Source organism: Nodosilinea sp. AN01ver1 (genome assembly GCF_050565655.1).
In the GTDB taxonomy this organism is placed as follows: domain Bacteria; phylum Cyanobacteriota; class Cyanobacteriia; order Phormidesmidales; family Phormidesmidaceae; genus Nodosilinea.
Window position 1 is genome coordinate 44,569 of record NZ_JBNXVS010000013.1, and the last position, 12,033, is coordinate 56,601.

A 12,033-nucleotide genomic window follows, 5' to 3' on the forward strand; every position below is an offset into this window, starting at 1 on the left:
CTACCGAAAGGGCATTAGACCAGGCTTATGAGGCAGACACAGGAGACCAGTATGAACTCCCTCACCGATGCGGGCGATAGGGGCGACAGGGGCGACATTTTGATTGTGGATGACACCCCCGACAACTTGCGGCTGCTGTCGGCCATGCTGGGGCGGCACCAGCTGGGGGTGCGCAAGGCGCTGACCGGGCAGTGGGCGATCGCCGCCGCCCAGGTGGCCCCCCCCGACCTGATTTTGCTCGACATCAAAATGCCGGAGATGAGCGGCTACGAAGTGTGCGAGCGGCTCAAGGCCGACCCTGCAACCCAGGCCATTCCGATTATTTTTATCAGCGCCCTCGACGATGCCATTGACAAGGTCAAAGCCTTTGCCGCTGGCGGGGCTGACTACATCACCAAGCCCTTTCAGGAGGCCGAGGTGCTGGCCCGCATTGCCCATCAGCTCAACCTGCGACGGCTCCAGGGGCAGCTGGTGGCCCAAAACGAAGAACTGGTGCGCTCAAATCGAGAGCTGGAGCAGTTTGCCTCGGTGGTCTCTCACGACTTGCAGCAGCCCCTGCAGAGCATTTTGGGCTACACCAAGCTGATTGGCCTGGCCTGCCCAGACATCGCAAAGTCGCCCGCTCAGCCCTATCTAGAGAATATCTTGGACGCCAGCGGCCGCATGCAGCAGATGATTCAAGACTGGCTGGCCTACGCCCAGGCGGGGCAGGCCCAGCCCCTGATGGCCCCGGTCGACGGCAACGCCCTGCTCGACCAGGTGCAGCTCAACTTGAAAGTGGCCCTCACCGAGACCGGGGCCGAACTCGTCTACGGCGACTTGCCCAGGGTAATGGGCAACGACGTGCAGCTCATGCAGCTCTTTCAAAACCTGATTAGCAATGCCCTTAAATTTACCCGGCCCGACACCCGACCTGAAATCACTATTTCGGTAGAACCATTACCCCAGTCCTGGCGGTTTGGCATTCACGACAACGGCATTGGCATTTCAGCTGAGCACCTGGGGCAAATTTTTGAGGCCTTCCATCGCCTCCACGATGCCCAAACCTACCCCGGCAGCGGCATTGGCCTAGCCACCTGCCAAAAAATTGTGGAGCACCACGGGGGCCGCATTTGGGCTGAGTCGCAGCTGGGCCAGGGCACGACGTTTTACGTCATTCTGCCGGCCATCCCCGATAGCGACGGCTAGACAACCGCCGGTACCCCCCTGCCCCTTGCGCCCCTTTTTTTCCATGAGCACGCCCACTATTCTCTGCTTCGACGCGACGGCCTCGCTGCTCGATCGACTGACCGCCAAATTTTCAGACTGTAGCGTGAGGCAGGTCGAGACGGCTGTGGCGACGGCGGCCTGGGTTGAGCCGCTGCTGGCCGATGGCGGTGAGGTGGCGGTGGCGATCGCTCCCTCAGCATGGCTAGCGACCGGGGCGCTGCAGGCCGTCTATGACCACTTTCCCCAGGCGCTGACGGTGGCGCTGGGCAACTCGACTGGCACGCCCAACCCAGCCGCCACGCCCCAGGCTGTGATCTATCGCTGCCTGCCCTACCCCGGTAGCGACGACGAGCTGATCTTTACAGTGACGGCCGCCCTGGGCCACTACCGGCAGGGGCAACAGCTGGCCCTGGGGCAGGCCGCTCTGGCCGAGGCCCACCAGCAGCTGGCAGCTGTTGAACGGCGGCTGTCTGCCCTGGCTGTGCAGCTCGACTGGGGGGTGTCGAGCCTGGGCGATCACGCTCAGATGGAGCGGGCTCTGCGGCAGAGCCAGAGCAGCCTGGCCGAAGCCCAGCGTATTGCTCAGATGGGCAGCTGGGAGTTTGAGCTGGCCAGCCAGACGATCACCTGGTCGGCGGAGCTGTTTCGCATCTACGGTTTAGCCCCGAACCAGCCCGCCCCCAGCTATGCCCAGTGGCGGCAAACCATTCCCTCCGCCGACTGGCCGCCTCTGGAGGCTGCGATTGAGCGGGCGATCGCCGTCGGCATGCCCTACGAGGTTGAGCACCGAATCGTGCGGCCTGACGGTTCTATACGCTACATTTTGGCCCGAGGCGAGGCCGTCTACAACGACCAGGGCCAGGTGGTGCAGCTGCGGGGCACAGGCCAGGATCGCACCGCAGCCCGGCTGGCTGAGCTGGCCCTAGAGCAGAGCGAAGCCCACAACCGGGCCATTCTCTCGGCGGTGCCCGACCTGATGATTGTGATGAGTGCGGCGGGGCAGTACCTCGATTTTTCGGCCAATGGCTTTACGGGTAATCTGGTGCCGCTGGCGGCCCAGGGGCCAGTGGGGGCTACCATTGCCGATGCCCTGCCCGCTGAAGTCGCCCATCAGTGGCTAGAGACTATAGCCCGTACCCTGGCCACAGAGACAACCCATTTTTTTGAGCAGCAGCTCAGGTTTGGCGATCGCACCCAGTATGAAGTGGTGCGCATGGTGCCCTACCAGGCCGACCAGGTGCTGGTCGTGGTGCGCGACATCAGCGATCGCAAGCAGCTCGAACAGGAGCAGCGCCAGGCAGAAGCTCGCTTTCGGCAGCTGGCCGAAACGGTGCGGGAAGGGTTTTTTGTCTTTGATGCGCTGGCGCTGTGCTACGAGTACGTCAACCCCGCCTACGCGGCTATTACCGGCGCTGATCTGGCCACTATCGATGATCAGCAGCACTGGCTGACGCGGGTGCATCCCGACGATCGCGATCGCATTGCGGCCCTGGCGGTCCGAGAGCTGCAGGGCGAGGCGATCGACTGCGAGTACCGCTTTTTGCACCCTGACGGCGACCTGCGCTGGCTGCGCTGCCAGGGTTTTCCGCTAACGGATGAACAGGGGGTGGTCTTGCGCATCGTCGGCATTCTCGACGACATCACCGAGCGCAAGCGCACTGAGCTGGCCCTAGAGCAGGCCGAGGAGCGCTATCGCCGCGCCACCCAAGCCGCCGGGGTGGGCGTGTGGGAGCTCAACCTCGCCACCTACACAGGCTACCTCGATCCCACCATTACCCTTCTGGTGGGGCATCGCCCCGAGGCGGTTGACAACACGCTAGACCAGTGGCTCACCCTGATTCACCCTGGGGATCGAGACCGGCTGGAGGCGGCCATTCGAGCTTGCCTACGGGGTGAATCAGCAGAATTTTTCGTTGAGTACCGCATGCTGCACCGCGACGGCTCGGTGATCTGGGTGCTGTCGCGGGGAGAGCTACACCGCGATGCCGCAGGTCAGCCAAAGACGTTCCTGGGTACCACCACCGACGTCACCCCCCTCAAGCAGGCCGAACTGGCCCTCAAGCAGCTCAATGAGGAGCTAGAACAGCGGGTTAAGCAGCGCACCCTGGAGCTGCAAACCCTGGCGGCCGTCGTTGAAAATAGCACCGATCTGATTGGCACCGCCAGCCTCAGTGGCACCGCTCTTTACCTCAACCCGGCGGGGCGCGACCTGCTGGGGCTGGGAGATGCGGCCCTAGCAGGCCGCTCGGTTACCTCGTTTTTCAAGGCTGAGGCCGTCACGCAGTTTGAGCGCGAGGGGCTACCAGCCGTCATGGCCAAGGGGGTATGGCAGGGAGAGTCGCTATTCTGCCATAGCCAAACCGACGAAGCCATTGCCGTGGAGCAGGTGATGTTTCTGGTCAAAGATCCTGAAACCCACAGGCCGCTCTGTATCGCTATCATTGGTCGCGACATTCGCGATCGCAAACGCAGCGAGGCCGAACGCCAGCAGGCCGAACGCTCCCTGAAGGCCAGCGAGGAGCGCTTTCGAGGCACGTTTGAGCAGGCGGCCCTGGGCATTATTGAAACCGAGTTAAACGGGCGCATCGTGCGGGTCAACCAGATGATGTGCCATCTGCTGGGCTACTCGGCCTCAGACCTGCTGACCAAGACCTGTATGGAGCTGACCCATCCAGACGATCTGGAGCTCAATCGGGCTCGAGTACGCCAGTTGCTGAGCGGCGAATGTGCCGACTTTAAGCTCGAAAAGCGCTACCTGCGGGCTGATGGAGCGGTTGTCTGGGTGTCGCTGGCGGTGTCGCTGGTGCGCGACGGGCTGGGTACTCCCCAGTACCTGCTGGGGGTTGTCAATGACATCAGCGAGCAGCGGGCTGCCCAGCGTGAACGCGATCGCGCCGAAAATCAACTGCAGGAACAGGAGCAGTTTCTACGCAGCATTTATGAAGGCGTGAACCAGCCGATTTGTGTTTCTGAAATTGCGATCGACGGTACAGTAACCGTTTTGGGACTCAACCCGGCTGCTGCAACCTTGTTTGGCCGACCCAGTGCCGATCTGGCGGGCAAATCTTTAGCAGCGGCCTTTGGCCCCGTCGAGGCCGATTCTATTTTGCAGCGCTATCGATACTGCGTTGAGACGAACCAGCCCTTGACCTTTGAGCGATCGATTGAGGCTGAGGGCCAGGTGCGCTGGCTGATTGGCACCTACAGCCCGATTTCTGATGCGACGGGGCGGGTCTACCGCATTGTCGGCAGCATGTACGACATTACCGATCGCAAACGCACGGAAGAAGCGCTCAAAACTCTCAACCAGAAGCTAGAGCAGCGGGTGCAGGAGCGCACCTGGGAACTGGAGCAGGCGGTGGCGATTTCGGAGGCGGCCAGCCAGGCTAAAAGCACCTTTTTGGCCAACATGAGCCACGAGCTGCGCACCCCCCTCAACGCCATTTTGGGCTTTGCCCAGCTGATGGCCCGTGACTCCGCCCTCAGCGCTGACCACCACCAGGCGCTAAGCATTGTCAACCGCAGCGGTGAGCACCTGCTGATGCTAATTAACGACATTCTCGAAATGGCCAAAATCGAAGCCGGGCAGGTCAACCTCAACGCCTCTAGCTTTGACCTCGACGCCCTGCTGAGCACCCTCAACGACATGTTTTGCCTGCGGGCCCAGAACAAAGGGCTGAGCCTGATCACCGATCGCCACCCCGCCCTGCCCAGCCACTTTAAGCTTGATGTCGCCAAACTGCGCCAGGTGCTGATTAACCTGCTGGGCAACGCGATCAAATTTACCCCCCAGGGCCAGGTGACGCTGCGGGTCGCGCCGACCTATACCATTGCGGCTGCGCCGCCCGGCACCGTTCTAACGGTGACCTTTACGGTTAGCGATACCGGCATTGGCCTGGCCGCCGCCGATCGCGATCGCCTGTTTGAGCCCTTCGTGCAGGCCAGTCAGGGGGGGCTGGGGGGCACCGGGTTGGGGCTCTCCATCAGTCGGCAGTTCGTGCGTATGCTGGGGGGCGATATTACCGTCGAGAGCGAGCTGGGCCAGGGCTCTACCTTTGCGTTTACCCTGCCCATGCCGGTCGTTGAGGCCGAGCAGAGGGCTGCGACCCCGGCTCAGGCGGCGGTGATAGGGCTGGCGGCGGGGCAGCCCGACTACCGACTGCTAGTCGTTGACGACAACGAAGACCACCGCTACCTGCTCAGTCAGCTGCTGCAGTCGGTGGGCTTTGAGGTGCGCGAGGCCATCAATGGAGCAGAGGCGATCGCCCTGTGGCAGAGCTGGCAGCCCCAGCTGATCTGGCTCGATATGCGAATGCCCGTCATGAGTGGCTATGAGGCGGCCCAGGCCATTCGCGCCCAGGAGCAGGCCCAGGATCGAGACAGATCTCAACCGCCAACCATCATCATTGCCCTGACCGCCAACGCTTTTGAAGACGACCGGGCTCGGGCGATCGACAACGGCTGCGATGACTTTGTGCGCAAGCCTTTTCAGGCCAACCACCTGCTGGCCAAGCTGACCGAGCACCTCGGCGTGCAGTACAGCTACAGCCCCCTAGCGCCATCGAGCGGGCCTCAGCCCCTGGCTCATACCGAGGCGATCGCCCTCTTGAGCGGGCTATCTGACTCTCTGCTGGATCAACTGCAGCAGGCCACCCTTCAGCTTGATGGCGATCGACTGATCCAGCTCATGGCTCAGTTCTCCGAGGCCCAGAATCCGCTGGTGGCTTGGCTGACCCAGCAGATTGAAGACTTCGCCTTTGACACCATTCACGACTTGATCAAGCAGGCAAAAAGTGCGGAATAGCAATCGGCTCTAGCGGTTGGTGATAACCACCCCAGCAATTACCAGGCTGCCGCCCATCAGCAGCGATGAGGTGGGGGTTTCGTTTAAAAATAGAGCCGCCAGGGCGATCGCAAACACTGGCACCAGGTTAATAAACACGCCCGCCCGAGCTGGCCCCAGCTGTCGCAGGCCGTCGTAGTACCAGCTAAACCCCACCGCCGAGCCCAGCACCCCCAGATAGACCAACCCGCTCCAGGTGGTGACGGTAGCGGTGGCAATCGCGCCCGCTAATCCCTCCCCTAGCGCTGGCCCCAGCAGCATGACGGCCCCGGCCATACAGGCGTAGGTGGTGGCTGCAAAGGGTGAGAGTTCGGCCATCACGGCTTTGCCTAGCAGGGTGTAGCTCATCCAGCTGAGCACGCAACCCAGCATAAATAGCTCGCCCAGACCCACATCGCCCCGCAGCAGTTTTACCGGGTCGCCGTCGCTGATCACTACCGCCGCCCCCAGCAGCGAGAGGCCAATGCCCGCCAGCTTGGTGCGGGTGAGAGGGTCTTTGAGCCAGAGGGCGGCCCCGAGCGCGATCGCCACCGGGTTGAGGGCAATAATCAGCGCCGCCCGCCCCGCCTCGACGGTCTTTAGCCCCGAGAAGAAAAATACGTTGTAGGCAAAAATGCCCGTTAGCCCCAGCAGCGCGATCGATAGCCACAGCTTTTGCGGGGGCCGAGGCAGAGAACCTTCGATGGTGTAGGTGAGGAGCAGGAGGGCGATGGATGCGATCGCAAAGCGACAAAAGGCAGCAGAAAAGGCCCCCATATCCTGCACCACCAGCCGCCCCGCAATGAAGGTGCCGCCCCACAGCGCCATAGTAATCAACAGTTTGAGGTAAGTCATAGCTACGGCATCCCAGGTTCAATGGGCTATGCCTGTCTCCTGGTGCTTGGTCGCAACACCCTGATAAAAATAGCCTGCTACCTTCGGTATTTTCTCGGCATAGGCGGCCTCTAGCTCTACCTGGTCAAACTGCTGCTCGATTAGCTGGCGCATGTTGCGGTTGATGTGGCACCCGCCGGCAATGCGCTTTTGCAGGGGCGTCAGCCGGTTTTGCCAGGTTTGAATGCCGGGCTCGGGGCTGAGACCGTGCTCAACAAAAAAGAATCGACCACCGGGCTTCAGCACCCGATAAATTTCGGCCAGGGCCCGCTCAATATCGGGAATGCTGCACAGCGTGAACGTGCTAATTACACTATCAAAGGTGCCGCCCGCCATGGGCAGCGCCTCGCCGCTCAGCATGTGGTGCTCGACTGTAATCGGGGAAGCCTCGATGCGCTTTTGGGCCAGGTGGTGTACCCCTGGGCTGGGGTCTACGGTGACGATCTGGCGCACGCGATCGGGATAGTAGGGTAAATTTAACCCGGTGCCAAAGCCAATTTCGAGGACTTCGCCGCTCACCTCGGCCAGCACGTCTCGTCGGTAGCGCGCCAGCGTCGGTCCAGACATAGACAAGTCGAGCAGGTAAGGCAGAATTTTTTCGTTGTAAAGGCCCATTGAGCTATGTTCCCGTCGATCTAGCATCATTCATGCTACGGGGTTATTCTACACACCGCACCTAAGCACTATGTCTTTCAAACTGATCACGGAACCCTCGATTGAGACCAAAATTCGCTGCATGCGGCAGCGGGTGCGGTGGCAGCATCCCCAGCTGGTCGAGCGCGATATTGACCAGACCCGCCTGGTCATTGACGATCGCGGCGCAGACGACGAAGCTTTCTCGTTTTTGGTGGTGGGCGACAGCGGCACCGGGCGGCACCGCCGCAGCAGCCCCCAGCGTCAGGTGGCCAAGCAGCTGTTGGCCCACGCCGACTCGGCCCGGTTTATGCTGCACACGGGCGATGTGGTGTACCTGGTGGGCTCTCGCGACCAGTACCAGTCGAACTTTATCAAGCCCTATCGAGAGTGGCTGGTGGGGGGCGACGACTACCGACACCTGGCCTACGATCGCATGGTGTTTAAGCGGCCCGTTCTGCCAGTACCGGGCAACCACGACTACTACGATCTGCCGACCTTAATTGGGCTGGTATCGGGGATCACTGGGCCGCTGCGCTATGCCCTGCGCTCGTACCTAGACCTGGATGTGAGCTGGCGCGGCTCTCACCGGGGCGACGCCTACGCTAGAGCGTTTTTAGACTACCTGAAGGCGGTGCCGCAGAACGGGCTGGGCCAGCATTTAGATACCCACTACACCAGCTCTGTAGATGATCCGGTGGGGGGCAGCCGCGCCCTCACCTACCGGCCCGGTGAGTTTACCCGGTTGCCCAACCGCTACTACACCTTTCGCTACGGCGGCATCGACTTTTTTGCCCTCGACTCCAATACCTTTAATCAGCCCCTACCCGTTGTTCACGACCGGGCCAGCCGTCAAGAGCTGCAGCAGCAGTGCCAGCAGCTTGAGGCCAAAAAGGCCGATCTGCTGCGGCAGGCCGGTGCCGAAGTCCTCAGCCTCGATGGTGAAGATCCTCAAGAAGACATCACCGAAAAGATCGAATCGATTGACGAGCAGCTCAACGACATTGCCAAGCAGCTCGACAGCGCTCGCATTTCCACTGTGGATGCTGAACAGCTCGATTGGGTGCGCGATCGCCTGATTGCCTCCTGGCAAAACCCGGCGGTGCGGGGGCGCATTCTGTTCTTTCACCACCCACCCTACGTTACCGAGGCGACCAAGTGGCCCCAGGGGCAAACCCTGGCGGTGCGCCACCACCTGCGCCAGGTGCTCGACGCCGTCGCCGCCGAGGTGGGCGAAATCGCCCAGGGTCGCCCCCTGGTCGACCTGGTGCTCAACGGCCACGCCCACTGCTTCGACTACCTGCGCACGGGTGACACCGGCCACGGCGATGCCCACATTCCCTGGGTAGTCTGCGGCGGCAGCGGCTACAGCCTCAGGCGGCAGCGCGAAGAAGGCCCCGAGCTGACGGAAACGATCGATGGCACCCCCCGCACTGTGGCCAAATCGCACCTGTACCTGGGCCGCAGCGGCAAGGGCAGCCAGCTCAAGCGGCCCTACTCGGGTCTGCGAGTGGAGGTGTCCGGCGGCAGCCCACCGCAGCTGATTCTGACGCCACTGGTGGCGGAGAAGTTTGACGGCCACTGGAAGGGGTTTGAGATGGAGTCGTTTGAGGTTTAGCGGGGGAAGAGGAGGCGGTGAGGAGGGTGAGGCGGTGAGGAAGGTGAGGAATTCAAAGTTCAAAGTTCAAAATTTTGAATTCTCAATTTTGAATTTTGAATTCTCTCATCCCCTCATCCACCTTCGTGCCTAAAGCCTTAACGTCCACCGCATATCCGGCCACCACTAAGTACACGGCGTCGGCGACGGTGCCGACTTGGCGAGTCAGGCTGCCGAGGCGATCGCGAAACAGTCGTCCAATCGGGTAGGCGGGCACCACGCCCCAGCCGGTTTCTTCGGAGACCAGAATGACGGTGGCGGGGGTTTGGCGCAGGCTCTCAACCAGGGACCGGACGGTTTGCTGCCAGGTAGCGTCGTCTTGCTCTAGCAGGTTGGCGAGCCAGGTGCCGAGGGAGTCGATCAGCAGGCAGTCCTGGGCGGTGGCGGCGAGAAGGGCCTCAGGCAGGGCGATAGGGACTTCTTTGAGCTGCCAGTGGGCGGGGCGGCGATCGCGGTGCAGTTCCACCCGCTTTTGCCAGTCCAGATCCGTTGGGTCAACGCTGGAGGTGGCAATGTAAACGACCGATTGGCCCGATTTGATGGCCAGGGCTTCGGCCCACTCGCTTTTGCCCGATCGCGCCGGGCCAGTGACTAGAGAGATGCGATCGCTTGTAGCCAATGGAAGTATTGTTTCCGAATTACGCTAGGGACGCTGAAAGTATCTGTTGAGCTGTCAGAGCCAAACCTGGTAGCACCGAGCATCGAACGACCTCGCTGCCCGTAAATATCTCATCGTCGTAGCGGCCCGATTGTAGACGGCCCACTATCACCTGCCCTTTAAGCGGGTCAACAATCCAGTATTCAGGAATGTCTAGAACGCTGTATTCACTGTGTTTGGCGCGGTAATCAATGGTAACAGTAGAATCGCTGACGACTTCGACTACCAGCAGCGGGGGTGGGTCAGTCAGTTCAATAATGGCTTCCTTGGCTCGCATGGCCTCCCACTGTACCGTTGGCAGCAGCACTACGTCGGGAATACGGGAGGTATCCCAGCGAGTGCTGCGGGGAGAGCGCACCCCAATGCGCATATCCTTCGCTGTCCAGGGCTGGCCTGCCTGCTGGGCAGCGGCCTTGAACTGCTCGGTGAGAAATTCGGCGATCGCTCCGTGCAGTCCGGTACCTATGCCCATGGGCACCAAGTCCCCATCCACCAGCTCGTAGCGGGTGCCGCTGCCATCGTCGTAGGCCAGGTAATCTGCCAAGGTCAGTTTTTGAGTTGTAACTGCCATGGCTAGTGACCTAAAGGCGCTGGTTTCAGTGTAGATCAGCGAGCGTGGGACGATTCTTAAACTGCGAAATTCCAGGTGCTACTCCAAATCCCAGAGTTCTTCAAAAACCCTGGAATTTTTCTTGGCCTAGTGCAAAAAAGCGTCGATTTCGTCCACCAGCCAGGCTTTTTCGACTTGGGTTAGGGGCGTGCCAAACTTATGCTGGTTGAGGTCGTCTAACAGGGCGATGGTATATACGGGGCGATCGCCTTCGGCCTCCACGCTAGAGCCAGAATGCCCTGTTCTCACTTCTACCTTGACCAGATCGGCGGTGTTCCCCGTCATCTGGTGTCGCCAATTCCACAGGCGACGGGTGAGGGAGAAGCGTTGCTGGTCAATGCTCAGGCGCACGTGAGCCATCAAAGAATTTGCAGCAGCGGAAATCAGGCCAAAACCCAACACCCCAAAGGGGGCCACCAGCAGCAGCACAAAACCTTCTCCCGCCAAAATCAACGCTCCTAAAACCAGCAGTACGAACCCGTTCCAAAGCAAGCTGAGCAGAGCTAGCCCAGCGGTTTTGCCCCGCAGCCCCGGCGGTGGAATAGTAATCACTAATTCTTTCGGAGACTTGTATACCTGCACCTTTGTACCCGCTGGCGGGCGAAGACTGAGGGGTCGGGGCGCAGCGGCGGTAGCCAGGGAGGCAGGCTGGGTCAGGGCCGCCAGCGCCACCTCAGCCGAGGCAAAGCGGTCTTCGACCAGGGGGTCAATCAGCTGGTCGAGCCAGTCGGCAAAGGCGGGCGATACCGATACATAGGGGCGAAAGTTGATCCGCAGGCGCTCCTGGGGCAGGTCGGCGGGCGACTGATGGGTGAGCAAAAACAGCAGCGTGGCCCCCAAACTGTAGAGATCGGTGGCGGGTACGGCCTGACCGCGAAACTGCTCGGGGGCCATATAGCCGTAGGTGCCAACCACCGTGCTGCCCTGGCTAAGGCTGTGGTGGTAGACGGTTTGTACCGCGCCAAAATCGACCAGATAAATGTGGCCGTCGTCGCGGCAAATGAGGTTCTGGGGCTTAATGTCGCGGTGAATAACGGGCGGGCTGAGGCCGTGGAGATACACCAGCACCTTGAGAACCTCGGCGGCAATGCGGCGGGCTTCTGTTTCATCAACCCGACCCCCGACCTCAACCCAGTCGGCCAGAGAGGTGCCCTCGGCCAGGTCTTGGGCTAAATAAAACCAGCGGTTGTCGGCGGTATCGACCTGGAAAAAGTCGATATACTGCGGAATCGCAGGGTGGTCGAGAGTTTTGAGAATGCGGGCCTCGCGTTCAAACAGCTCAATTTTCTTCCAGTCTTGCAGGCCGCGCAGTGAGAGCGCTTTGAGGGCAATGGTTTGGCCCGTCGCCAGCACCTCGGCAGCATAGGTGGTACCGCTGCTGCCCTGGCCCAGGGGTCGCAGAACGCGGTAGCGTCCGTCAATGATGTCGCTGCCAGCTTGGGCGAACGTCATGGTAAGGGTTTAGGTTTAAAATAGCCTATGCCTATTATGCCGCTGGCTTATACCGCTAGCCCAAGGGTGCCGCTAGCCCAGGTATGCCGCTGACCCAG

The 12,033-nt window shown here is 61.0% G+C and carries 8 protein-coding genes; 3 read left to right on the plus strand and 5 right to left on the minus strand.

What is annotated here, in order from left to right:
* Positions 1–51: 51 nt before the first annotated feature.
* A complete protein-coding gene (locus tag ACQ4N7_RS12465) occupies positions 52–1,188 on the plus strand; it encodes a sensor histidine kinase (protein WP_430711827.1) in 1,137 nt (378 codons plus the stop codon).
* A gap of 43 nt (positions 1,189–1,231) precedes the next feature.
* Positions 1,232–6,013 carry a PAS domain S-box protein gene (locus ACQ4N7_RS12470; RefSeq protein ID WP_430711828.1) on the plus strand — a complete coding sequence of 1,594 codons (4,782 nt, stop codon included), beginning with the start codon at positions 1,232–1,234 and terminating at the stop codon, positions 6,011–6,013.
* A 9-nt stretch (positions 6,014–6,022) separates the two neighbouring features.
* Here the strand turns inward: ACQ4N7_RS12470 and ACQ4N7_RS12475 are convergent, their stop codons facing one another.
* Both ACQ4N7_RS12475 and ACQ4N7_RS12480 read right to left on the minus strand, forming a co-directional pair.
* Positions 6,023–6,886 carry a DMT family transporter gene (locus tag ACQ4N7_RS12475; protein ID WP_430711829.1) on the minus strand — a complete coding sequence of 288 codons (864 nt, stop codon included), beginning with the start codon at positions 6,884–6,886 and terminating at the stop codon, positions 6,023–6,025.
* A gap of 18 nt (positions 6,887–6,904) precedes the next feature.
* Positions 6,905–7,540 carry a class I SAM-dependent methyltransferase gene (locus tag ACQ4N7_RS12480; RefSeq protein WP_430711830.1) on the minus strand — a complete coding sequence of 212 codons (636 nt, stop codon included), beginning with the start codon at positions 7,538–7,540 and terminating at the stop codon, positions 6,905–6,907.
* Positions 7,541–7,610: 70 nt separating this feature from the next.
* On the opposite strand from ACQ4N7_RS12480, the gene ACQ4N7_RS12485 reads away from it, so the two are divergent.
* On the plus strand, positions 7,611–9,176 hold the full coding sequence (locus ACQ4N7_RS12485; protein ID WP_430711831.1) for a metallophosphoesterase family protein: 1,566 nt from the start codon (positions 7,611–7,613) through the stop codon (positions 9,174–9,176).
* A gap of 82 nt (positions 9,177–9,258) precedes the next feature.
* Here ACQ4N7_RS12485 and cobU read toward each other — a convergent pair whose 3' ends face one another.
* The 3 genes from cobU to ACQ4N7_RS12500 form a co-directional block, all read right to left on the minus strand.
* Positions 9,259–9,834, minus strand: coding sequence for a bifunctional adenosylcobinamide kinase/adenosylcobinamide-phosphate guanylyltransferase (gene cobU / locus ACQ4N7_RS12490; RefSeq protein ID WP_430711832.1), 576 nt, complete (start codon positions 9,832–9,834; stop codon positions 9,259–9,261).
* Positions 9,835–9,853: 19 nt separating this feature from the next.
* Positions 9,854–10,444 carry a Uma2 family endonuclease gene (locus ACQ4N7_RS12495; protein WP_430711833.1) on the minus strand — a complete coding sequence of 197 codons (591 nt, stop codon included), beginning with the start codon at positions 10,442–10,444 and terminating at the stop codon, positions 9,854–9,856.
* Between the two features lie 126 nt (positions 10,445–10,570).
* Positions 10,571–11,935 (minus strand): serine/threonine protein kinase, encoded by a 1,365-nt coding sequence (locus ACQ4N7_RS12500; RefSeq protein WP_430711834.1) that lies wholly within the window; start codon positions 11,933–11,935, stop codon positions 10,571–10,573.
* Positions 11,936–12,033: the final 98 nt, after the last annotated feature.

Coding starts and splice junctions, on each gene's coding strand:
- ACQ4N7_RS12465 (WP_430711827.1), top strand. CDS start 52: ATGAACTCCCTCACCGATGCGGGCGATAGGGGCGACAGGGGCGACATT.
- ACQ4N7_RS12470 (WP_430711828.1), top strand. CDS start 1,232: ATGAGCACGCCCACTATTCTCTGCTTCGACGCGACGGCCTCGCTGCTC.
- ACQ4N7_RS12475 (WP_430711829.1), bottom strand. CDS start 6,886: ATGACTTACCTCAAACTGTTGATTACTATGGCGCTGTGGGGCGGCACC.
- ACQ4N7_RS12480 (WP_430711830.1), bottom strand. CDS start 7,540: ATGGGCCTTTACAACGAAAAAATTCTGCCTTACCTGCTCGACTTGTCT.
- ACQ4N7_RS12485 (WP_430711831.1), top strand. CDS start 7,611: ATGTCTTTCAAACTGATCACGGAACCCTCGATTGAGACCAAAATTCGC.
- ACQ4N7_RS12495 (WP_430711833.1), bottom strand. CDS start 10,444: ATGGCAGTTACAACTCAAAAACTGACCTTGGCAGATTACCTGGCCTAC.
- ACQ4N7_RS12500 (WP_430711834.1), bottom strand. CDS start 11,935: ATGACGTTCGCCCAAGCTGGCAGCGACATCATTGACGGACGCTACCGC.